Source organism: Cellulomonas soli (assembly GCF_052036975.1).
GTDB classification, from domain to species: domain Bacteria; phylum Actinomycetota; class Actinomycetes; order Actinomycetales; family Cellulomonadaceae; genus Cellulomonas; species Cellulomonas soli_A.
In genome coordinates this window covers 204,206-225,857 of sequence record NZ_JBQIAR010000005.1, presented here as the reverse complement: position 1 = coordinate 225,857, position 21,652 = coordinate 204,206, and the positions used below count along the sequence as shown (strand labels likewise).

Sequence of the window (21,652 nt, the reverse complement as noted above, 5' to 3'; positions counted from 1 at the left end):
GTCCCCCGGGACGAGCCCGGGGGACCCCGCCAGACGCACCCGACGGGTGCGAGGAGCGATCAGGCCACGGTGCAGGAGGCGCCGTTGAGCGTGAACGCGGTCGGGCTCGGGTTCGACCCGCTGTGCGAACCGTTGAACCCGATGTCGGTGGACGCCCCCGGAGCGAGGGTGCCGTTCCAGGCCAGGTTCGTGGCCGTCACCACCGCACCGGTCTGCGACCACGCGGCGCTCCAGCCCTGCGTCACCTGCTGACCACCCGTGAACGCGAAGCCCAGGCTCCACCCGTTCAGCGTGCTCGTCCCCGTGTTCGTGATCCGCACCGACCCGGTGAAGCCCGAGCTCCAGCTGTTCGCCGTGTACGTCACGGTGCAGCCCGCCGCAGGAACCGTCGTCGTCGTCGCCGACACGGCCGCCGACAACGCCGAGACGTTCCCGGCCACGTCCTTGGCCCGCACCGCGAACGAGTACGTCGTCCCCGCACTCAGACCCGTCACCGTGTAGCTCGTCGACGTCGTCGAGGCCACCAGGGTCGTGCCGCGGTACACGTCGTACCCGGCCACACCCGAACCGCCGACCCCGTCGGACGAGGCGTTCCACGTCAACGGCACGCTCGAGGCCGTGACCGTGCCCACCGTCAGACCGGTCGGCACCGACGGAGCCGTCGAGTCGACCGGCCCACCCGCCGCCGTCGTCACCGCGAGCGCCGACGAGGGCGCCGAGACGTTGCCGGCGACGTCCTTGGCGCGCACCGTGAACGAGTACGCGGTGCTGGCCGTCAGACCGGTCACCGTGTAGCTCGTCGAGGCGGTCGTCGCCACCAGCGTGGTCCCGCGGTACACCTGGTAGCCGCTGACACCGGAACCGCCCGCCTCGTCGGTGGAGGCCGACCAGCTCAGGGGCACCGTGGTCGCCGTCGGGGTACCGGCGCTCAGACCGGTCGGGACGGACGGTGCGGTGGTGTCACCAGGGGTCGTCCCCCCCGTGATGGCCGGGTAGGCGTTCTTGACCAGCGTGACGAACTGCTCCTCGAACCACTGCCCGGCCAGCGGGGCGTTCGGGGTCGCACCCGTCAGCTGGTTGGCCAGCTTCGGCGACACGAACGTCGGGTCGCACATGCGGTCGAACCGCTTGCCCTCGTCGTTGGGGATGTCGCTCGAGGCGCCATCGGACTCACCCGGAGGCTTGATCCACACGAACGCGTCCAGGTGCGAGCTGGCGTAGCCGGCCGGGCTGGCCTGCGGCCGCTCACCGATGCCTGCGCCCAGCGGGTTGCACCAGGCGCCACGGTGCACACGGCCGTCGACGCGGGACTCGTTCACGTAGGTGTTGAGCACGGTGCTGGTGGACGCGGCGGTGGGTCGGTCGGTGCCACCCCAGCCGTTGCGCGAGGTGTCGATCAGCATGCCCGTGCTCGCCGGGAACCCCTCCGCGACGAGCAGGCGGTACAGGTGCGCCGTCCAGTCGATCTCGTCGAAGTCGTAGTTCCACTCGTAGAAGCTCGCCGAACGCACCGGGCTCCCACCGACCTGCGCCGAGGAGTCCGTCAGGAACGGCTCGACCAGCGGAGTCGAGTTCGCGGTGTTGGTGACGAACCCGTCCACCGACGCCAGACCCGCGCTCGTCGTGCGGGCCACCTCGGCGAACAGCTTGGCCGAGGGCCCGGCATTGCTGTCCCAGCCCAGCCAGCCCGAGTGCCCCGCATCCAGGTACGTGTACACGTTCGGCAGCGCATGCAGCTCGTCCAACGCGTACTTCACACCGGCGCGGTAGTACGGCGCGGCCTGCTGGCACAGCGGCTCGGAGATGTTCGTGACCAGGTTGGGCAACGAGTCCGGCTCGATCGTCGCCGCGATACGCAGGTCCGCGTACTGCGGCTGGGCGAGCAGGTCCACGATCGCGTCGATGTACTCGCTCTTGTACCGCGCAAGCCCCGCATCGGTGGCCGGCAGCTCACCGTTGGAGGCCAACGCGAAGCAGTCACGCCCCGGCAGGTCGTAGATGACCAGGTTCAGCACGATCGGCGTCGCGCCCTGCTTCTGCTCCAACGCCTCATCCAGGTGGAACTGCAGACCATTACCGTCCACGTTGCCGGCGATGGCACTGATCCGGTCCATCCACACCGCGGTGGGCTGATCCTTCACGGCCCGCATCTGCGCGGCCACACCCGCGTCGCTCTGCCGGGACGCGGCCGCCTCGACCTTGGCGGACCAGCTGGGGTTCACGTACTGCGTCGCACCCGCGTAGGGGTTGTCGACGTGCGCCTCGACCGCGCTCGCGGTCGTGGTCAGCGTGAGCGGTGCCGCGACGAGCGCGAACGCGCCCACCGCGGTCGCTGCGGCGCGGACGCGTCGCCTGACCCTGCTCTTGCCGTGTTCGGACACGTGTGTCCTCCGGGTCTCGTTCGGCGCGGACGTCCGGGTCCCGGGCGCCCGCGGGTCGCCTGGAGAGGGTCCACGGCGACCGGTTCGCACCTGATCACGCGGTGTGGCGGGGTGGGCACGCCGTGAAACGTTTAGGGCCTGCGCCGTGACCGGATCGTGATCTTCACAGCGGGTCCACGGGGCGTGCTCAGCGGGCACGCGGCCCGGTGCTGCCGCGGATGGCCAGGGCGCCCGTCACGACCGTCCGGGCCGCGGTCGTCTCGCCGTCCAGCACCGCGAGCACCGCCTGTCCCGTGGCGGTGCCGACCTCGGCCTGCGCGGACGGCAGCGTCGTGAGCGCCGGTGTGGACAGGTGGCACAGCGCCGAGTCGGCACCTGCGACGACGGACAGGTCCCACGGCACCGCGCGCCCGGTGCGGCGCGCGACGTCGAGTGCGGCGAGGGCCATCTGGTCGCTGTCGTGCACCAGGGCCGTGGGGGGTGTGGGCGAGGTCAGCAGCCGACGTGTGGCCACGGCGGCGTCCTCCGGGGTCGACGTCGTCGTCTCGTGGAGGACCTGACCGCCTGCGGGTTCGACGACTGCGCGCAGCGCGGCCACCCGTGACCGGGTCCGCAGCAGGGCGCCCGGTCCGGTGATCGCGGCGACGTCCCGGTGGCCGAGCTCGAGCAGGTACCGGCCGACCCGCCGGTAGGCGTCGTCCTCGTCGAGGTGAACGCAGGCCAGCTCGTGCACCGACTGCGGTGGGCCCACGACGACCGCGGGCGCCCGGAGTCGGCGCAGGGCGTCGACGCGCGGGTCCTGCGCGAGCACGTCGGTGACGACCATGACGTCGAAACGGCGTTCGGCCCACCAGGAGCCGTACAGCGCGACGGCGGCCTGCGGGTCGTCGACCACCTGCATCAGCAGGGCGAGCCCGCGCGCGGCGATGACGTCCTGCAGGGCTGTCACCAGGTCGAGCAGGGCGGTCGCGTGCGCGGAGGAGGCAGCGACACGGTCGACCACGAGTCCCACGGCCCGGGGGCCGGTCCGCAGGGAACGTGCCGCCGCGCTGGGTCGCCAGCCGAACTCGTCGGCCACGCGCAGGACTCGTTCCCGGGTGGCAGCCGAGACGCCGGGCCGGTCGTTGAGCGCGTAGGAGACCACGGCGATCGAGACACCGGCGGCGCGGGCGACGTCCGTGATGGTCGGCCGTCGCGCGGTCACCGGGCGTGAACCGACCGTGCGACTGGCGTCATGTGCAGGAGTGACCACGATCGCCTAGTGTGTCGCCCGATGCGCCAGCGCGCATCGTCTCGGCTCCGACGGCGCAGGCGAGAGGCGGTCCATGGGCACTGCTCGGCACGGACAGGCGACGGCCCGGCACACCATCGGTGTGCTCTCACCCGTCGTCGGCGGCTTCTACTTCGGTGCTCTCATCGCCGGCATCGCCCGTGCGGCGCGAGCCGCAGGTCACCGGGTCGTGGCGGTGCAGACGTTCCCCGCCGGGCTCGACCGGGAGCGCTACCCCGACGAGCCCGCCCTGCACACCCCCGTCGGCCTGGGTGCGGTCGACGGCCTGGTCGTCGTCGGCTCCGCGGTGCGGCACGACCGGCTGGCCTCGATCCGCGACTGGGGCGTGCCGTTCGTCCTGGTCAGCGAGGACGCCGTCGCCGGAGGCGGTGAGCCGGTCGTCGCCCCCGACAACGCCGGCGGTGTCCGTTCGGCTGTCGAGCACCTGCTGCAGCACGGGCACACCGCGATCGGCTTCGTCGGCCACCTGGGTCAGCGGGACATGCGCGAACGGCACACCGCCTACCGGGACACCCTCGCCGCGCACGGCATCGACCCCCTCGAGGCGTGGTGCTACGAGGCCAGCGACAACCACGAGCAGGGGGGCGCGGACGCCGCGGCCCGCCTGGTCGCCGCCGGCACCCCGACCACCGCCGTGGTCGTCGCCACGGACCGCAACGCCGTCGGTCTGCAGCGTGCGCTGCGTGCCAGCGGGTTCCTGCTGCCGCGTGACCAGGCGGTCGTCGGGTTCGACCACACGGACTCCGGCGCCCGGGTCGTCCCGCGACTGTCGACGGTGGACCCGCACTACGAGCAGGTCGGCGAGCTGGCGGTGGCCGCACTGCTCGCGAACCTGCGCGGTGAGGAGCCCGGCGACCTGTGCCCGCCCTCGCGCCTGGTGCTGCGCGAGTCGTGCGGCTGCACCGAGGCCGGGGTGCCGAACACGACGCCCGGGGGTGACGTGCAGGACGCACGGGAGCGGCTGCACGTGCTGGCCGGTTCGGCGTTCGCCGGTCCCGCGGCAGGCAGCACCCTGCGACGGATCGGCGCCGAGGCCCGCGAGGCGTGGTGGCGGGCCGTGCTGGACCCCCTCGAGTCCGCGGCCGAGCGCGGCACCGCGACCCAGGTCAGCGCCATGGCCCGGCTGGCGGACCTCACGGTGGCGCTGCAGCCGCACCCCGAGGCGCTCGAGCAGGTCGTCGTGGCGGTCCGTGAGCTCGAACGGGCTGTCAGCGCCACGCAGCCACCCCCGGGACACGCCGACGCGGTCTCACGGGCGGGGACCGACGTCCTGCAGGCGCTCGCACAGGGCTGCACCCGGGCGCTGCTGGTGCGCAGCGGCCGCCTGGAACGCACGATCGTCGATCAGTACGAGGTCGACATGGACCTGCTGCGTGGCGTCGGGACCAGTCCCCGTGCGCTGGGTTGGTTGCCCCGAGGCATGCGCGGCCCGGCCTGCCTGGCCCTGTGGCTGGACAGCGACCGCGGCGCCGGTGACCCCGAGCTCGAGGTCGTCGGCGTGCACGACCCCACGGGTTCGTTGACGCGGCTCATCGGTGCGCGCAGCACCGCCAGCCAGTTCCCGCCCGTCGCCCTGACCCGCGCCGGGGTGGTGGGGTCCAGCGACGTCACGTTCGTGCTGCCGGTCACCTTCGGCGACAGCGACTGGGGGTTGCTGGCCGTGGACGGCCCGGTCGAGACCCGCTCGACGAGCGCCCGTGACCGGTTCAACCACTGGGCGGCCCTGCTGGCCGTCGCGCTCGACCAGGACAGGTTGCTGGCCTCGCTGCGCGAGCAGCGGCGAGCCCTCGAGCAGGCTGCCGCCCGGGAACGCGCGCTGGCCGATGCGATGCGGGCCAGCGAGGAGCGGTACGCGCTGGCCGCGCTGGCCGCGCAGGACGGGACGTGGGACTGGGACGTCTCGGCGGGCACGGTGTACTTCTCGACGCGGTGGAAGCAGACCCTGGGATACCGCGAGGACGAGATCGGCTCGTCGCCCGGCGAGTGGCTCGACCGCGTGCACCCGGCCGACCGGGAGGAGGTCTCGGCCGCGATCGCCGGCCAGCTGGCGGGGTCGCCCTCACCGTTCGAGGTGGAGCACCGCATCCGCACGGCCGCCGGTGACTACCGCTGGATGGCCTGCCGCGCCGTGTCGGTGCTCGACGAGGCGGGGTGCCCGGCGCGCCTGGTCGGGGCCCTGGTCGACATCACCGAACGCAAGGAGGGCGAGCTGGCCCGGCAACGGGACGCGTTGCGTGACCCGCGCACGGGCCTGGCCAACCGCCTGCTGCTCGAGGACCGGCTCGGTGCAGCGCTGGCCCGCACCCGGCGCACCGCGACCTACGACGCCGCCGTCGCCCTGGTGCGTCTGATCCCCGGGCCGGCATCCGCCGGGCTCCGCGCGTTGCCCGACGCCGTCCGTGCGCGGGGCGTGCTCGACTCGCTGGTGCAGCGGGACGCCGAGCACCGCACGGCGCGACCCGCGGACGCGCACCAGATCGTCGTGCACCGCCTCGCACGAGCGCTGCGGGAGGGCGACACCGCGGCACGGCTGGGGGAGGACGACTTCGTGCTGCTCCTGGACGACACCCATGCCGCCGGTGTGCCCGCCCGCGTCCGGCAGCTGCTGGAGGAGCTGCGCACCGAGCTCGGCCCGCGCGTGGCGATCGGCCTGGTGGACGGCGTGCGGGGGATGCGCGATGTCGGTGCCGTGCTGCGCGAGGCCGACATCGCGGTGCGCCGCGGCCAGGCACTGGACGAGGCCACCCGTCGCCCGCTGCGCGCTGAGCCACCACGACCGGAGCCCCGCCGGACCGTGTGGTCGGGCGGGGCTCCGGGGTGATCTCAGGCGCTCGCCGGTCGAGCGCCGTCAGCGACGACGGGCCGGGGCACCCTCGCTCGGGTGCGCGCCGTGACGGGGGGTGCGCGGCGGGCCACCGGCAGGGCGGGAGGCGCCGTGCCCCGGCCGCGGACCGGCGTCGATGCGGATGTGCAGCGGGCGCCCGGCGATGCGGGTGCGTGCCAGGCGGTCGACGACCTCAGGGGTCAGCCCGTTGGGGATGTCGACGAGCGCGAAGCTGCCGAAGATGTCGATCTTGCCGACGTCCTTGCCGGTCAGGCCGCCCTCACCGGTCAGTGCGCCGACCAGGGCACCGGGCTGGAGGCCGTCGCGGTGCCCGACGGCCACGCGGTAGCGCGGTCCGCCGGAGGACGACCCGGCACGGGCGCGGTCGCGCACGTCGCGGCCGCCACGCTCGGGGCGGTCACCCTGCTCGTACCGGCCGCCCCGCTCGGGCGTCAGATGCGCGCGGCTGAGCGCGTCGTCGAGGTCGTCGCCGAGCTCGGGCTTGGCCTGGGGGCCCTCGTCGCCGACCGCGAGCGCGGTCACGACGGCCAGCAGGTCGACGAGGTCCGTCTCGGGGTGCTGCGCCAGGTAGTCGGTGACGGCCGTGCGGGCGGTGTCGAGGCGACCGCGGGCGGCGCGCTCCTCGACCCGGCCGAGGAGGGCGGAGGCGCGGTGCGCCGAGACCTGCCCGGGCGAGGGGATGGTGACCTCGGTCAGCTGGTGGCGTGTGGTGCGCTCGATCTGGCGCAGTCGCGTCTGCTCGCTGGGCGTGACGAACGTGAGGGCCTCACCCTCACGGCCGGCGCGACCGGTGCGGCCGATGCGGTGCACGTAGGTCTCCGGCTCGCGGGGCAGGTCGAGGTTGACGACCAGGCCGATGCGCTCGACGTCGAGCCCGCGCGCGGCCACGTCCGTCGCGACGAGCACGTCCAGCGCGCCCGAGCGCAGCCGGTCGACGATCTTCTCGCGGTCGGCCTGCGCCACGTCGCCGGAGATGTAGGCCGCGGAGATGCCGCGCTCGACCAGGGCGCTGCCGATCTCCTCGGCGGCACCGCGGGTGCGGACGAAGACGATCGCGGCGTCGGCCTCGGTGACCGCGAGCACCCGGGCCAGCGCACCGGTCTTGTGCCGGTGCGGCACGACCGCGTACGTCTGGCGCACCGTGGTGACGGTGGAGGACTGCCGTGCGACGGTGACCTCGACGGGGCGGTTGAGGTGCTGCTCGGCGACCCGGCGGATCGCGGGGGGCATCGTGGCGGAGAACAGGGCGACCTGGCGGTCGGACGGCGTGGAGCTGAGCACGCGGTCGACGTCCTCGGCGAAGCCCATGCGCAGCATCTCGTCGGCCTCGTCGAGCACGAGGAACCGGACGTTGTCCGGGCGCAGGGTACGGCGGTCGAGGTGGTCGAGGATGCGCCCGGGGGTGCCGACGACGACCTGGGCGCCGCGCTGCAGCGCACGCTGCTGGGGCAGGAAGGGCGCGCCGCCGTACACGGCGACGACGTCGACGCCGGGCAGGTGCGTGGCGAACGAGCTGATCGCGTCGGCGACCTGCATGGCCAGCTCACGGGTGGGCGTCAGCACGATCGCCTGCACACCGTGCACGGACGGGTCGATCGCGGCGAGCAGCGGCAGCCCGAAGGCGGCGGTCTTGCCGGTCCCGGTCTGGGCGACGCCGACGATGTCGCGGCCGGACAGGAGCGCCGGGATGGCCTGCTCCTGGATCGCGGAGGGGGTGACGAAGCCGAGGTCGGCGACCGCTGCGGCGAGCGGGGCGGGCAGGTCCAGGTCGGCGAAGACGGCCGTGGGAGCCGGGGCAGGCGTGGACGAGGGCAGCACAGAGCTCAAGACAGATGACCGTTCATCGCGGGGGAGCCTGACCGAGCACCAGGACGGTGACGGTGGGTCGCAGCCCCAGCACACCCAAGCGGCTTCCGGGAACTCCCGGTGCCTCGACGACTCGCACGCGCGCCCCGCACGGCCTCACGGCCCCGGTGGCGCGCCCAAGGGGGACGCGACGAACTCCAGATTCGTCCGACAGTCTACGGGGTCCGCCGCCTGCACGGTGCCGAGGGGCCGGGTGACGTCGCCCACACGGGTGCGTCTCGGTCCCTGGCTGCGGGAAGGCCCGGGATCGCGTGCCGTCAGAGGCCGGAGCGCATCGCCTCGATCGAGGGGCAGGCGTCCATCACCACGTCGAGCCCGGCCTCGCGCGCCCGCGTGGCGGCAGCCTCGTCGATCACCCCGATCTGGAGCCACACGGCGCGTGCCCCGACGGCGATCGCCTCGTCGACGACGGCGCCGGCGCGCCACGAGCTGACGAACACGTCGACGACGTCGATCGGCCCGGGGACGTCGGCCAGCCGTCGGTACCCGGTCTGGCCGTGCACGGTGGACGCCGACGGGTGCACGGGGACGATCGTGTGACCGCTGCGCTGCAGGAAGCCCGCGACGCCGTACGCGGCCCTGGTGGTGCTGGTGGACAGCCCGACGACGGCCCACCGGCCGGGTGTCCCCAGCAGGCGCGCGATCACGTCGGGGTCGTTGCGAGAGGTCACCTGAGCAGCCTGCCACGCGGTCCGTCCACGCGTGTGGGGCCCTGCGGGCGCGGGCGGGCGCCTAGTATCGGTGCCCGCAGGTCAGGACGACCGGCAGTGGACACACGGGGGGAGCCGGGGGAGCCGTGCCGCGAAGTGAGGTGGTCACGCAGCGCGTGCTCACCGTTCCGAACCTCATCAGCCTCGTACGGCTGCTGCTGGTGCCTGTGTTCGCCGTGCTCATCTACGCCGGACGCGATGCGACGGCTGTCCTGGTGCTGGCGTTCTCCGGTGCGACCGACTGGCTCGACGGCGTGCTCGCGCGTCGCCTGGGCCAGGTCTCGCGGTTGGGGCAGCTGCTCGACCCCGCCGCGGACCGCCTGTTCATCCTGGTCACGCTCGTGGGGCTGGCCTGGCGCGGTGCGGTGCCGTGGTGGCTGGTCGTGGTGCTGGTGCTGCGCGACGTGGTGCTGACGGTGATGCTCGTGGTGCTGCGGCGCGCCGGGTTCGGACCGCTGCCGGTGCACCTGGCGGGCAAGGCCGGCACGTTCGCGCTGCTGTATGCCTTCCCGTTGCTGCTGCTGTCGGAGTGGGCCGACCCGGTCGGAGTCGTGTGCGGCGTCGTGGGGTGGGCCTTCGCCCTGTGGGGTGTGGGTCTGTACTGGTTCTCCGCCGGTCTCTACCTGACGCAGGCGCGCGACCTGCTCCGTTCGCGGAGCCCGAGGACCGTGTGACGGCGCGGCACGGCACCCCTGGGGTGGCACCGGCGGGCCCCGCACGCCGGCCGGACGCCTCGATGACGCTGCTCATCGAGGTGCAGGAGCGTCCGCTCGACCCGGGGTACCAGCTCGTCGCGGATCGGCGCCGGGCCGGCGAGGCGGCACCGCGCGGACGTGCGGGCGCCGCGGCACTGACCGTGCTGGCCGTCCTGCTGGGGCTGGGGGTCACCTCGGCCACCGTCGCCCTGCGCCGCCCCACGGAGGACCTGGCGGCGACCCGCAGGCTGCTCGAGGAGCAGATCACCACCCGTACCGAGTCGGCGGCGACGCTGGCCACCCAGCTGACGGACCTGAGCACCGAGATCGCCTCGCTGCAGAACCAGGCCCTGGCCAGCGACGACCCGGAGCTGCTGGCCGCCCTGAACCGCGACGCCGTCAGTGCCGGGACGAGTGCCGTGACCGGGACGGGCCTGCGCGTGGTCCTCTCCGACGCCTCGACGACGGACCCCGACACCCAGGACCCGAACGAGCGCGTGCAGGACTTCGACCTGCAGGTCCTGGCCAACGGCCTGTGGGCGGCCGGGGCCGAGGCCGTCGCCATCAACGGCGTGCGCCTGACCGCCACGTCGGCCATCCGCACGGCCGGCAGCGCCGTGCACGTCGACCTGGTCCCGCTGTCCAGCCCGTACACGGTGGAGGCGATCGGCGACCCCGCGGACCTGCAGACCCGCCTGGCGCAGTCGAGCGCGGGCACGCACCTGGCGTCGCTGCGCTCGATGTACCGCATCGGCGTGCAGCTCAAGTCCGTGCAGGACCTCGAGCTGCCCGGCTCGGGGCAGGTCACGTTGCGGTACGCGTCGGTGCCGCCGGGCACCGACCTGGGGGTGCTCGAGGCGCCGACCGCCGACGAGTCGTCGCCGGAGCCGACGGCACCTGCGCAGAGCGCGCCGTCCACGGACGAGGCGGCACTCGGAGCCACGACGCGGGAGCACCTGTGAGAATGTCCGCACGTCTGTCGGAAGGAGCACGTGCGTGATTGCCGTCATCGGGCTCGTCATCGGGGTGGTCGTCGGTCTCGTCGTCCAGCCGACCGTGCCTGTCGAGCTGCAGCCCTACCTGCCGATCGCGGTCGTGGCAGCCCTCGACGCGCTGTTCGGCGGTCTGCGCGCGATGCTCGACGGGATCTTCGACGACAGGGTGTTCCTGATCTCGTTCCTCTCGAACGTGGTCGTCGCCGCTCTCATCGTGTTCCTCGGTGACCAGCTGGGGGTGGGCACGCAGCTGTCGACCGCTGTGGTCGTCGTGCTCGGCATCCGGATCTTCTCCAACGCCGCGGCGATCCGACGGCACCTGTTCAAGGCATGAGCGTGCCTGACGACAGCACCGCCAACCGCCCCGCAGGCGAGGCTGCCGCGGCCGGTGGCGGCGGCGTGGACGACGTCGACGTCCCCGTCACCGGGCCGTCCGACGAGGAGCTCGGCCCGGTCGACCTCGTCGAGCGTGACGCGCCCGGGGACGACGACCCGGACGACCAGGACGGCCTGCCCGCCACGCAGACCCCGAACCCCGAGGGCTCGTCCGAGGGCTCCTCCGAGGGCATAGAGCAGGAGCTGGCGCGCCTGGCCCGGATGCTCGACCCGACGACCGTCGTCCCGCTCTCTCCGGAAGACCCCGACGCACCCCAGGACGTGGTCCCCGCCGAGAGGTCGGACCCGCTCGAGGAGACGCCCCGCGGCGACCTCGCCTCGTCCGAGCCGTTCCCGCACGACCCGGCCCGGAGGGCCGAGATCGCCGCGGCCCGGGCCGCGGGGGGCAGGGAAGCGCGGTCCGTCGCCGAGGGCTGGCGCACGCTGGCCCGCGGTCTGCGTCCTCGGGCGACCAAGGGCCAGCTCCTCGCCGGAGTGCTGTGCGCGGTGCTGGGCTTCGCGCTGGTCGTCCAGGTCCGCCAGACCGCCAGCGTGAGCCTGTCCTCGATGCGCCAGGAGGACCTGCTGCGCATCCTGGACGAGGCCACGACCCGCAGCGACGACCTCGCCCGGGAGGTGACCGCCCTGGAACGTGAGCGCGACCAGCTGCTCTCGGACGACGACACGCGTCAGGCCGCACGGGACGCCGCCCGCCGCACGGCGATCGCCCAGGGCATCCTCACCGGCCGCCTGCCCGCGCAGGGGCCCGGCGTGACCGCGACCATCCTGGACCCGGAGGGCACGGTCAAGCCCGTCACGTTGCTGAACTTCATGGAGGAGCTGCGCAATGCCGGGGCAGAGGCGATCGAGCTGAACGGGCAGCGCGTCACGGCGAGCAGTGCGTTCACGGGATCGCCCGGCTCGGTCGTGCTGGACGGCGTCACGATCTCCCCGCCCTACCGGTGGAAGGCCATCGGCGACCCGGACACGATCGCCCCCGCCCTGGAGATGCCGGGTGGCGCCGTGGCGACGGTGCGCGGCAACGGCGGCTCCGCCTCGGTGGACCGGCAGGAGCTGGTCACCATCGACGCACTGCGTTCGGCGCCCGATCCCGCGTACGCGACACCGGTACCGCCCGAGGCGGGCTGAGCGAGCACCTGCGCGCACCGGCGGCACCCGACGCGCACGCGACCTGCGCGTCGGGTGCTGCACCGGGGGTGCGCCTCCGCATAGGGTGTGGGGACCACGCCCGCACGGCTGCGGGACGTGGCCGGACGAACAGCCCCTGGGGAGGCGGCATGAGCGACGATCGGCAGGTGCCCGGGCCCTTCGGCACGGACGCCGCCCACCCCGCACCCGGGGTCGACACCACGATGGTCTTCGGCGCCATCGAGCAGGTGGATCTCGAGGCGCAGGGCAACACCCCGGTCGGGCTGACCGCCGACGAGGCCGCCGCGGTCCAGGCGTTGCCGCCGACCTCGGCGCTGCTGGTCATGCAGCGAGGTCCGAGCGCTGGTGCACGATTCCTGCTCGACGCCGAGCGGACCGTCGCGGGGCGCAGCACGCACGCCGACATCTTCCTGGACGACGTCACGGTCTCGCGCAAGCATGCCGAGTTCGTCCGCGAGGGTCAGGGCTTCGTCGTGCGCGACATCGGTTCGCTCAACGGCACGTACGTCAACCGCACCCGGATCGACCAGGCCCAGCTGCGGGCGGGCGACGAGGTGCAGATCGGCAAGTACCGGCTCACGTTCCACCCCAGCCCGCACCGCGAGTCGCCGCCCGCGTGAGCGGTCCGGTCGTGGTCGGGGTGACGAAGGGGAGCAGGACGTGGTGAGTGCGGGGGCGGGCGCGCGACGACGCCTGGACACGCTGCTGGTCGACGAGCAGCAGGCCGAGCCGGCGGACGCAGACGGTACCGAGCCGTGGCCGCGGGGCATCTCCCGGCGGGCCAGCATGCGGATCTCCGACGTGCTGGCGGCGCTGCGGATCGAGTTCCCCGCGGTGACGACCTCGAAGCTGCGGTTCCTCGAGGAGCAGGGGCTCGTCGAACCGGTGCGGACCCCGGCGGGCTACCGGCAGTACTCGCCCGCCGACATCGAGCGCCTGCGCTACGTGCTGCGCCAGCAGCGTGACCGGTACATGCCGTTGAAGGTCATCGGCGAGCACCTGGCTGCGCTCGACGCGGGCGAGGAGGACGAGCCGGCTCCTCGCGCGCGGCTGGCGACGAGCGACGGCGTCCGTTCGGCGGCGGCGCGGTGGACGGCCGAGAGTCTCGCGCACGAGGCCGGTGTGCCGCGCGACTTCGTCGAGGACCTCGTGCGGGCCTCGGTGCTGCGCCCCGGGGCGCGTGGCGTGTTCGAGCCGTGGGCGCGCGAGGTCGTCGTGGCCGCCGCGGCCTTGGCCGAGCACGGCATCGACGCCCGGCACCTGCGGCAGTTCCGCGCGGCGGCCGACCGTCAGGCGGACCTCGTGGAGCAGGTCGTGGCGCCGTGGCGCGGGCAGCGCAGCGCGTCCTCGCGGGCGCGGGCGGGCACCCTCGCGGCCGAGGTGGGGGAGCTGTGCACGCAGATGCACACTGCTCTGGTGCGCGCCGCGGTCGCCGATCTGGCTCCGTGAGCCTGCCCTTGACCTGTCCGGTTCGCCGTGCGGTGCCCTCGGGGCGCCCGAGCGTGCGTGCCGTCGTAGCGTGGGGTCGTGGGTGAGGGCGACGAGCTGGTCCCGGTCGAGGTCGTCGGAGTGCGCCAGAACCTGGCGGACGCCGAGGTCGTCGTGCTGCTGCTGGACCCGGACGCCGAGCTGCTGGTGCCGATCCTGATCGGTCCCGCGGAGGCCTCCGCGATCGCCTCGGCGCAGGCCGGCATCGTCCCGCCGCGCCCGATGACGCACGACCTGCTGCGCGATGCGTTGCTGGCGGCGGGAGCCACGGTGAGCCGGGTGGAGATCCTGCGGCTGGAGGGTGGGGTGTTCCATGCGGCCCTGGTGCTGGGCACCGGTCGGCGCGTCGACTCGCGTGCGTCGGACGCGATCGCCGTGGCGCTGCGCTTCGGGTGCCCGGTGCTGTGTGCGGCCGAGGTCGTGGCGGTCGCCGGCATCGAGGTGCGCACCGGGCCGTCGGAGCAGGACCTCGAGCGGTTCCGGGAGTTCCTCGACCACGTCGAGCCGGAGGACTTCGGGACCAGCGGCGACCCCGATCCGGGGGAGCGGTAGCGCACCTCACCACGAGTTCCGCAAGTGCGTGGCAGGGCCGTTCGGGTGAACTCGACGGGTGAACCCTCGACCTCAGGTCGAACGTGAGACACGCCGCCCCCGACACGCGGCCGACGTCGTTGCACCGGCCCAGGCACAGGCTTAGCGTTGCCGGTGGATGAACACCACGCGCCACCTGGTGCGTGCGGAGAGCGGAGGACCCGTGGCCAGCAACGAGGGCGCCGAGAGCGCCGGCGGGATCCCGCAACGCGCACAGGGTCTCCTGTTCGACGACGACCTCCCCGACCTTGACACGAGCACCGGCTACCGCGGGACGACCGCCTGCGGCGCGGCCGGGATCACCTACCGCCAGCTGGACTACTGGGCCCGCACCGGCCTCGTCGAACCGTCGGTCCGCAGCGCCACGGGCTCCGGCACGCAGCGGCTCTACTCGTTCCGCGACATCCTCGTGCTCAAGGTCGTCAAGCGGCTGCTCGACACGGGTGTGTCGCTCCAGCAGATCCGCTCGGCCGTCAGCCACCTGCGCGAGCGCGGTGTCGACGACCTGGCGCAGATCACGCTCATGTCCGACGGTGCCAGCGTCTACGAGTGCACCTCGGCCGACGAGGTCATCGACCTGGTCCAGGGTGGCCAGGGCGTCTTCGGCATCGCCGTCGGGCGCGTGTGGCGTGAGGTCGAGGGCAGCCTGGCCGAGCTCCCGAGCGAACGTGCCGACGCCGACGGTGCACCGCAGCACGACGAGCTCGCCGTCCGCCGTCAGGCGCGCAGCGCCGGCTGACCCATGCCACGCCGAGAGGCCCCCTGCCCGCCGGGCACGGGGCCTCTCGGCGTACGGGGCGCCCTCGAGCGGGGGCGGCAGGCGGCGTCAGCGCCGAGGGGCCCGCAGCGCCCGCTCGAGCAGGGCGTCGAACACCCCGGCCAGCTCGCCGGCGGCAGCCCCGGGCCACGCGTGCACCGGTTGGGCAGCGCCCTGCGCCTGCTGCAGCGCGGCACGCTCGGGCACATGGGGCGTCAGCACGAGCGGGCCGTACAGCTTGGCGAGCTCCTCGAGACGGAACGCCTGCTCGACCGACCGCGCACGCACCCGGTTCACCGCGATCCCCAGCGGCTGCAGCGCCGGCGCCGGGCCGCGGCGCAGCTCGTCGATGGTGCGCATGGCCCGGCCGACCGCCATGACGGCGAACAGCCCGGGCTCGGTCACCACGAGCGCGCGGTCGCACGCCGTCAGACCGGTGCGTGTCAGACCACCCAGGGACGGCGGGCAGTCGACGAGCACCAGGTCGTAGCCACCCACCCACGACAGGGCGAACCGCAGACGGTCGATGTCGGCGTCGTCGAGCCGGTCGTGCAGCACGGTGCGCTCCGAGCCGACCAGCACGTCCAGGCCGGTGTCGGCCCAACCGCTGGGCATCGTCGCGGCCTCGACCGCGGCCTGCGTCGGGTCGTCGAGCACGGAGGCGACGTCTCCACCACCGGGTGCCGCACCGGCCCCGAGCGCCATCGTCGAGTCACCCTGCGGGTCCAGGTCGACCACGAGCGTCCGCAGCCCCCGCTCGAGCGCGGCCGAGGCCAGGCCGAGGGTCACCGACGTCTTCCCGACACCACCTTTGAGACTGCACACCCCGAGGACCAGCACGGGCCTTACCGTATCGGCGGGCACGAGCGCGCACGAAACGTGCACGTGGCAGGATCGCGCCCGGGGTGGTGTGACGGGGCCTGCTGCACCGCGGCAGGGGGGCCCGCGTGCGACGCAGCGGGCACGGTGCCCCGGTCACACCTCTGGAGACCCGAAGGATGGAGTGAGCCGTGTTCTCGAAGGTACTCGTCGCCAACCGGGCCGAGATCGCCGTCCGGGCGTTCCGTGCCGCCTACGAGCTGGGGGCCCGCACCGTTGCGGTGTTCCCGCACGAGGACCGCAACTCCGAGCACAGGCTGAAGGCCGACGAGGCGTACCCGATCGGCACGCCCGGGCACCCGGTGCGCGCCTACCTGGACATCGCCGAGATCATCCGCGTCGCCAAGGACGCCGGTGCCGACGCGATCTACCCCGGGTACGGGTTCCTGTCGGAGAACCCCGAGCTGGCGCGCGCCGCCGCCGAGGCGGGCATCACATTCGTCGGTCCGCCGCCCGAGGTGCTCGAGCTGGCCGGCAACAAGGTCCGTGCGCTCCAGGCGGCGCGGGACGCCGGGATCCCCGTGCTGCCCTCCTCGGCGCCCTCCGCCGACGTCGAGGAGCTGCTGCACGCCGCGGACGAGGTCGGATTCCCCATCTTCGTCAAGGCCGTCGCCGGGGGCGGTGGCCGTGGCATGCGCCGCGTCAACACCCGCGACGAGCTGCCCGAGGCCCTCGCCGCGGCCATGCGCGAGGCCGACGCCGCGTTCGGCGACCCGACCGTGTTCCTCGAGCGGGCCGTGCTGCGGCCGCGGCACATCGAGGTGCAGATCCTGGCCGACGGCGCCGGCAACGTGGTGCACCTGTTCGAGCGTGACTGCTCGCTGCAGCGTCGCCACCAGAAGGTCATCGAGATCGCACCGGCCCCGAACCTCGACCCGGCGATCCGGGACGCGCTGTGCCGCGACGCCGTGGCGTTCGCCCGCAGCATCGGCTACCAGAACGCCGGCACCGTGGAGTTCCTGCTCGACACGGTCGGCGACCGGGCCGGGCAGCACGTGTTCATCGAGATGAACCCGCGGATCCAGGTCGAGCACACGGTGACCGAGGAGGTCACCGACATCGACCTGGTGTCCTCCCAGATGCGGATCGCGGCGGGGGAGACGCTGGCCGACCTGGGCATCAGCCAGGAGAACGTGCGCATCAACGGCGCCGCGCTGCAGACCCGCATCACCACCGAGGACCCGGCCAACGGGTTCCGCCCCGACACCGGCCGGATCATCGCCTACCGCTCCCCGGGCGGTGCGGGCGTCCGGCTCGACGGCGCCACGGCGACCGCCGGTTCGGAGATCTCGGGCCACTTCGACTCGATGCTCGTCAAGCTCACCTGCCGTGGCCGGGACTTCCCGAGCGCGGTGCGTCGAGCCCGGCGCGCACTGGCGGAGTTCCGTATCCGCGGCGTGCGGACGAACATCCCGTTCCTGCAGGCCGTGCTCGCCGACCCCGAGTTCGTCGCCGGCCAGGTCTCGACCTCGTTCATCGACGAGCGGCCCGAGCTGCTCGCCGCCCGCGAGAGCGCCGACCGTGGCACGCGCCTGCTGGCGTACCTGGGCGACGTGACCGTCAACCGTCCGCACGGTGGACGCCCGGCCGACGTCGTCGATCCGCGCACCAAGCTGCCGGCGGTCGACATGAGCGTCCCGGCGCCGGCGGGCAGCCGACAGCGACTGCTGGAGCTGGGCCCGACTGGCTTCGCCTCAGCCTTGCGGGCGCAGACCGCGCTGGCAGTCACCGACACCACGTTCCGCGACGCCCACCAGTCGCTGCTGGCCACCCGCGTCCGCACGCACGACCTGCTGGGCATCACCCCGGCGCAGTCGCGCCTGCTGCCGGGGCTGCTGTCGGTGGAGGCGTGGGGAGGGGCGACCTACGACGTCGCCCTGCGGTTCCTGGGCGAGGACCCGTGGGACCGCCTGGCCGCACTGCGTGAGGCCCTGCCCGGCACGGCGCTGCAGATGCTCCTGCGCGGCCGCAACACCGTCGGCTACACGCCGTACCCGGCCGAGGTCACCGCGGCGTTCGTGCGCGAGGCGTCGGCCACCGGCATCGACATCTTCCGGATCTTCGACGCACTCAACGACGTCGAGCAGATGCGCCCGGCCATCGAGGCCGTCCGTGAGGGTGGGGTCTCCGTGGCCGAGGTGGCCCTGTGCTACACCGGCAACCTGCTCGACCCGGCCGAGGACCTCTACACGCTCGACTACTACCTGCGGCTGGCCGACTCGATCGTCGAGGCCGGGGCGCACGTGCTGGCCATCAAGGACATGGCGGGGCTGCTGCGCCCCGCGGCGGCGGCGCGACTGGTGACCGCGCTGCGCGAGCGGTTCGACCTGCCGGTCCACCTGCACACGCACGACACCACCGGCGGGCAGCTGGCCACCCTGCTGGCCGCCTCGGCCGCCGGGGTCGACGCGGTCGACGTCGCCAGCGCCGCGATGGCCGGAACCACGAGCCAGCCGCCCATGTCGGCCCTGGTCGCGGCCCTGGAGCACACCGAGCGGGACACCGGGCTGGACCTGCAGGCCGTGTGCGACCTGGAGCCGTACTGGGAGGCGGTCCGTCGCGTGTACCGCCCGTTCGAGTCCGGCCTGCCCGGTCCGACGGGGCGCGTATACGAGCACGAGATCCCCGGTGGTCAGCTGTCGAACCTGCGGCAGCAGGCCATCGCGCTGGGTCTGGGCGGGCAGTTCGAGCAGATCGAGGCGATGTACGCCGCCGCCGACCGGATCCTCGGGCGACTGGTCAAGGTCACGCCGTCGTCGAAGGTCGTCGGCGACCTCGCACTGCACCTGGCGGCGCGCGGCGCCGACCCGGCGCAGTTCGCCGAGAACCCGCAGCAGTTCGACATCCCCGACTCGGTGGTCGGGTTCCTGGCCGGTGAGCTGGGCGACCCGCCCGGCGGCTGGCCCGAGCCGTTCCGCACCAAGGCGCTCGCCGGGCGCACGGTGCGCACGGGCCTCACGCCGCTGTCCGACCAGGACCGTGCGGACCTGGCCGCCGACTCGGCCACGCGCCGCAACCGGCTCAACCACCTGCTGTTCGCCGGCCCGACGAAGGACTTCAAGACCTTCCAGGGCACGTTCGGCGACGTGAGCGTGCTGGACACCTCCGCGTACCTGTACGGCATGCAGACCGGCGACGAGGCGGACATCGAGATCGGCAAGGGTGTGCGCCTGCTCGTCGGCCTCGAGGCCATCGGTGAGCCGGACGAGCGCGGCATGCGCACCGTGATGTTCACGCTCAACGGGCAGATCCGTCCGCTGTCGGTCCGGGACCGGCACGTGCAGGTCGATGTGCAGTCGGCCGAGAAGGCCGACCCCGGCGCACCCGGTCAGATCGCTGCGCCGTTCGCGGGTGCAGTCACCCCGGTGGTCCTCGAGGGCCAGAAGGTCGAGGCCGGCCAGACGGTCGCCACGGTCGAGGCGATGAAGATGGAAGCGGCGATCACGACACCGGTGGCCGGCAAGGTGCAGCGGGTCGCCATCGGCGCCGTGCAGCAGCTCGAGGGCGGCGACCTGGTCATGGTCATCGTCTGACGGGCATGCTGGGCGCATGACGACCCTGACCTTCTGGGGCCATGCCTGCGTCCGGTTCGACGGCGACGAGGGCGGACTCGTCGTCGACCCCGGCTCCTTCTCGGACCTCGACGCGGCGCTCGACGGTGCGCGCGCCGTGCTCGTCACCCACGAGCACGGCGACCACGTCGCCGTCGACGCCCTGGTGCCGCGGCTGGGTGCCGGGCTGCCGCTGTGGGGCCCCGCCTCCGTCGTCGAGGCGCTCGTGCACGCGGGAGCCGACCCGGAGCACCTGCACGTGGTGCGTGCCGGCGACGAGTTCCGGGCCGCCGGCCGGCACGTGCGGGTCATGGGGGAGTGGCACGCGCTGATCCACCCCGACGTCCCGCTGGTGCCCAACGTCGGCTATCTGGTCGACGGACGGGTGCTGCACCCGGGCGACAGCCTGGTGCCTCCCGACGTCACCGGTGTCGACGTGCTGCTGACGCCGGTGTCCGGTCCGTGGTTGCGGGTGGCTGACGTGATCGAGCTCGTGCGCGCGCTCGCACCGCGCCGGGTGGTACCCCTCCATGACGCGCTGCTCAGCGAGACGGGCCGGACCCTGATGGAGAACCTCGTGGCACGGCTGGGTGGCGCGGGCGCTCCGTGGCGGCTGGCACCGGGTCAGTCGCTGGACCTCGACGTCTGAGCTGCCGGTCGCGCCCGTGCCGCGGCGCCCCAGGCGTCGTACGGTGAGGCGTCGAGGCGACCACGAGTCGGGAGGCGCGACCATGAGCGTTCCGGGGGACCACGAGGTACCCGTGCTGGAGTACGACGAGACGATCCCGCCGCGCCCGGAAGAAGAGGTCGCCGACGTCGCTCGTTCGCGCCCCGACCCGGCGGGGCACGGCGGCAACCCCGGGGCTGCGGTGCCGGGTGCACCGGTCGGCGGCGTGGGCGACACGTCGGCGTCCGAGGCCTGACGGGTTCCCGCGATCGCGTGGGGCATGCTGGACGCGTGGTGCAGATCCGCAAGGCCGACGAGAACGACTGGGCGCTCGTGCAGCAGGTGCGGCTGCGCTCCCTGCGCGAGGACGACGACGTGTTCGGCGCATCCCTGGCGCGCGAGGAGATGTTCAAGGAGTCGCACTGGCGCATGCGCCTGCGCTCGAGCCCGACCTGGATCGCCCTGGACGACGACGGTGCCGTGCGTGGCTGCGTGTCGATGATCCAGGAGCCCGGCTCACCGGCGGACGACAGGCATGTGGTGGCGTTGTGGGTGGCGCCGGAGGTGCGTCGTCGCGGCGTCGGTTGGGCGCTGCTGGACGTCGTGCGCGAGGCGGCGCAGGCGGAGGGTGCACGAACGGTCTCGCTGTGGTTGGAGGACTCCAACCACGGCGCGGTGGACCTGTCGGTGCGGGCCGGATTCACGCGCACCAGCGAACGGCATCAGCTGACGCGTGACCCGTCGAGGGTCGAGGAGCGGTACGTCCGCACGCTCACCTGAGCCGCCGCGGCGAAGGTGCTGCCGCTGCTCAGGGGTGCATCGAGACTGATGAGGGCGGTATGCTCCGTCAGTCCGTTTTGTCGCCAAACTATTGTGGAGCAATACCATCCCCTCGCGAAGCACTGTCCCGCCGAACGCATCGGAGTCGATGGCGCTCGTCCAGCTGCTCGGACCGCTGCGTCGCGGCATCCACCGGGTGACCCGCGCCGACGGGAGCGGGTCACCCGCCGACGAACCGCTGCCACCCCCACCCCAGGTCGAGGTGCTGCGCCTGCTGGCCGGCGGGGGGAGCTGGTCGACCGGCGCGCTGGCCGAACGGCTCGAGCTCGCCGCCTCCACACTGAGCAACCTGCTGCGCGACATGGAAGGGCGTGGCCTGGTGGAGCGCGCCCGGGTGCCCGACGACCAGCGGCGAGTGGTGGTGAGCCTGCGCAGCAGCGGCCGCGCCGCCCTGCGACACCACGACGCCCACGCCGCACGCGTCCTGGGGACCTACCTCGCCACGCTCTCCGAGGGCGACCAGGTGGCGCTGCGTGCGGCCTTGCCGGCGCTGGCCCGACTCACCGACGCACTCGGCGGCACGCACGCCACAGCGCGGTGACGGTGCTGAC

19 protein-coding genes are annotated in these 21,652 nt (G+C 73.5%); 14 read left to right on the top strand and 5 right to left on the bottom strand.

What is annotated here, in order from left to right; all coding sequences use genetic code 11:
- Nucleotides 1-59: 59 nt before the first annotated feature.
- Both ACTHAM_RS07775 and ACTHAM_RS07770 read right to left on the bottom strand, forming a co-directional pair.
- A complete protein-coding gene (locus ACTHAM_RS07775) occupies nt 60-2,381 on the bottom strand; it encodes a glycoside hydrolase family 6 protein (protein WP_440686054.1) in 2,322 nt (773 codons plus the stop codon).
- A gap of 187 nt (nt 2,382-2,568) precedes the next feature.
- Nucleotides 2,569-3,585: a LacI family DNA-binding transcriptional regulator gene (locus ACTHAM_RS07770; protein WP_440686052.1), complete on the bottom strand. Its 1,017-nt coding sequence runs from the start codon at nt 3,583-3,585 to the stop codon at nt 2,569-2,571.
- A gap of 121 nt (nt 3,586-3,706) precedes the next feature.
- Here ACTHAM_RS07770 and ACTHAM_RS07765 point away from each other — a divergent pair, with 121 nt between their 5' ends.
- Nucleotides 3,707-6,493 (top strand): substrate-binding domain-containing protein, encoded by a 2,787-nt coding sequence (locus ACTHAM_RS07765; protein WP_440686050.1) that lies wholly within the window; start codon nt 3,707-3,709, stop codon nt 6,491-6,493.
- Nucleotides 6,494-6,520: 27 nt separating this feature from the next.
- Here the strand turns inward: ACTHAM_RS07765 and ACTHAM_RS07760 are convergent, their stop codons facing one another.
- Both ACTHAM_RS07760 and ACTHAM_RS07755 read right to left on the bottom strand, forming a co-directional pair.
- Complete coding sequence (locus ACTHAM_RS07760) at nt 6,521-8,344, bottom strand: DEAD/DEAH box helicase (RefSeq protein WP_440686048.1); 1,824 nt, start codon at nt 8,342-8,344, stop codon at nt 6,521-6,523.
- Nucleotides 8,345-8,640: 296 nt separating this feature from the next.
- Nucleotides 8,641-9,054: a CoA-binding protein gene (locus ACTHAM_RS07755; protein ID WP_440686045.1), complete on the bottom strand. Its 414-nt coding sequence runs from the start codon at nt 9,052-9,054 to the stop codon at nt 8,641-8,643.
- 155 nt (nt 9,055-9,209) lie between these two features.
- On the opposite strand from ACTHAM_RS07755, the gene ACTHAM_RS07750 reads away from it, so the two are divergent.
- The 8 genes from ACTHAM_RS07750 (at nt 9,210) to ACTHAM_RS07715 (ending at nt 15,146) form a co-directional block, all read left to right on the top strand.
- On the top strand, nt 9,210-9,767 hold the full coding sequence (locus ACTHAM_RS07750) for a CDP-alcohol phosphatidyltransferase family protein (protein WP_440686041.1): 558 nt from the start codon (nt 9,210-9,212) through the stop codon (nt 9,765-9,767).
- A 62-nt stretch (nt 9,768-9,829) separates the two neighbouring features.
- On the top strand, nt 9,830-10,750 hold the full coding sequence (locus ACTHAM_RS07745) for a DUF881 domain-containing protein (protein WP_440686039.1): 921 nt from the start codon (nt 9,830-9,832) through the stop codon (nt 10,748-10,750).
- Nucleotides 10,751-10,784: 34 nt separating this feature from the next.
- Entirely contained in the window at nt 10,785-11,117 is a 333-nt protein-coding gene (locus tag ACTHAM_RS07740) for a small basic family protein (RefSeq protein ID WP_440686037.1), read from the top strand.
- Entirely contained in the window at nt 11,114-12,307 is a 1,194-nt protein-coding gene (locus ACTHAM_RS07735) for a DUF881 domain-containing protein (RefSeq protein ID WP_440686035.1), read from the top strand. The genes ACTHAM_RS07740 and ACTHAM_RS07735 overlap by 4 nt, the downstream gene beginning before the upstream one ends.
- Before the next feature lie 149 nt (nt 12,308-12,456).
- Nucleotides 12,457-12,948, top strand: coding sequence for an FHA domain-containing protein (locus ACTHAM_RS07730; protein WP_440686033.1), 492 nt, complete (start codon nt 12,457-12,459; stop codon nt 12,946-12,948).
- Between the two features lie 43 nt (nt 12,949-12,991).
- Nucleotides 12,992-13,777, top strand: a complete 786-nt coding sequence (ftsR, locus tag ACTHAM_RS07725) for a transcriptional regulator FtsR (protein WP_440686149.1) — start codon at nt 12,992-12,994, stop codon at nt 13,775-13,777.
- Nucleotides 13,778-13,855: 78 nt separating this feature from the next.
- Nucleotides 13,856-14,368: a bifunctional nuclease family protein gene (locus tag ACTHAM_RS07720; protein ID WP_440686031.1), complete on the top strand. Its 513-nt coding sequence runs from the start codon at nt 13,856-13,858 to the stop codon at nt 14,366-14,368.
- A 202-nt stretch (nt 14,369-14,570) separates the two neighbouring features.
- A complete protein-coding gene (locus ACTHAM_RS07715; protein ID WP_440686029.1) occupies nt 14,571-15,146 on the top strand; it encodes a MerR family transcriptional regulator in 576 nt (191 codons plus the stop codon).
- Nucleotides 15,147-15,233: 87 nt separating this feature from the next.
- Here ACTHAM_RS07715 and ACTHAM_RS07710 read toward each other — a convergent pair whose 3' ends face one another.
- Nucleotides 15,234-16,004: a ParA family protein gene (locus ACTHAM_RS07710; protein WP_440686027.1), complete on the bottom strand. Its 771-nt coding sequence runs from the start codon at nt 16,002-16,004 to the stop codon at nt 15,234-15,236.
- A gap of 170 nt (nt 16,005-16,174) precedes the next feature.
- Here ACTHAM_RS07710 and ACTHAM_RS07705 point away from each other — a divergent pair, with 170 nt between their 5' ends.
- The 5 genes from ACTHAM_RS07705 to ACTHAM_RS07685 all read left to right on the top strand — a co-directional run bounded on the left by ACTHAM_RS07705 (nt 16,175) and on the right by ACTHAM_RS07685 (nt 21,642).
- Nucleotides 16,175-19,576: a pyruvate carboxylase gene (locus ACTHAM_RS07705; protein ID WP_440686025.1), complete on the top strand. Its 3,402-nt coding sequence runs from the start codon at nt 16,175-16,177 to the stop codon at nt 19,574-19,576.
- A 16-nt stretch (nt 19,577-19,592) separates the two neighbouring features.
- A complete protein-coding gene (locus ACTHAM_RS07700; protein WP_440686023.1) occupies nt 19,593-20,243 on the top strand; it encodes an MBL fold metallo-hydrolase in 651 nt (216 codons plus the stop codon).
- 82 nt (nt 20,244-20,325) lie between these two features.
- Nucleotides 20,326-20,517, top strand: coding sequence for a hypothetical protein (locus ACTHAM_RS07695; RefSeq protein ID WP_440686021.1), 192 nt, complete (start codon nt 20,326-20,328; stop codon nt 20,515-20,517).
- Between the two features lie 35 nt (nt 20,518-20,552).
- Nucleotides 20,553-21,041, top strand: a complete 489-nt coding sequence (locus tag ACTHAM_RS07690) for an N-acetyltransferase family protein (protein ID WP_440686019.1) — start codon at nt 20,553-20,555, stop codon at nt 21,039-21,041.
- Between the two features lie 148 nt (nt 21,042-21,189).
- The gene (locus ACTHAM_RS07685) at nt 21,190-21,642 is read left to right on the top strand and encodes a MarR family winged helix-turn-helix transcriptional regulator (protein WP_440686017.1); all 453 of its coding nucleotides are present in this window, start codon (nt 21,190-21,192) and stop codon (nt 21,640-21,642) included.
- Nucleotides 21,643-21,652 lie beyond the last annotated feature (10 nt).

Excerpts from the sequence above, each read along its gene's own strand:
- ACTHAM_RS07730 (WP_440686033.1), top strand. The coding sequence starts at position 12,457 with ATGAGCGACGATCGGCAGGTGCCCGGGCCCTTCGGCACGGACGCCGCC.
- ACTHAM_RS07765 (WP_440686050.1), top strand. The coding sequence starts at position 3,707 with ATGGGCACTGCTCGGCACGGACAGGCGACGGCCCGGCACACCATCGGT.
- ACTHAM_RS07695 (WP_440686021.1), top strand. The coding sequence starts at position 20,326 with ATGAGCGTTCCGGGGGACCACGAGGTACCCGTGCTGGAGTACGACGAG.
- ACTHAM_RS07735 (WP_440686035.1), top strand. The coding sequence starts at position 11,114 with ATGAGCGTGCCTGACGACAGCACCGCCAACCGCCCCGCAGGCGAGGCT.
- ACTHAM_RS07685 (WP_440686017.1), top strand. The coding sequence starts at position 21,190 with ATGGCGCTCGTCCAGCTGCTCGGACCGCTGCGTCGCGGCATCCACCGG.
- ACTHAM_RS07700 (WP_440686023.1), top strand. The coding sequence starts at position 19,593 with ATGACGACCCTGACCTTCTGGGGCCATGCCTGCGTCCGGTTCGACGGC.
- ACTHAM_RS07745 (WP_440686039.1), top strand. The coding sequence starts at position 9,830 with ATGACGCTGCTCATCGAGGTGCAGGAGCGTCCGCTCGACCCGGGGTAC.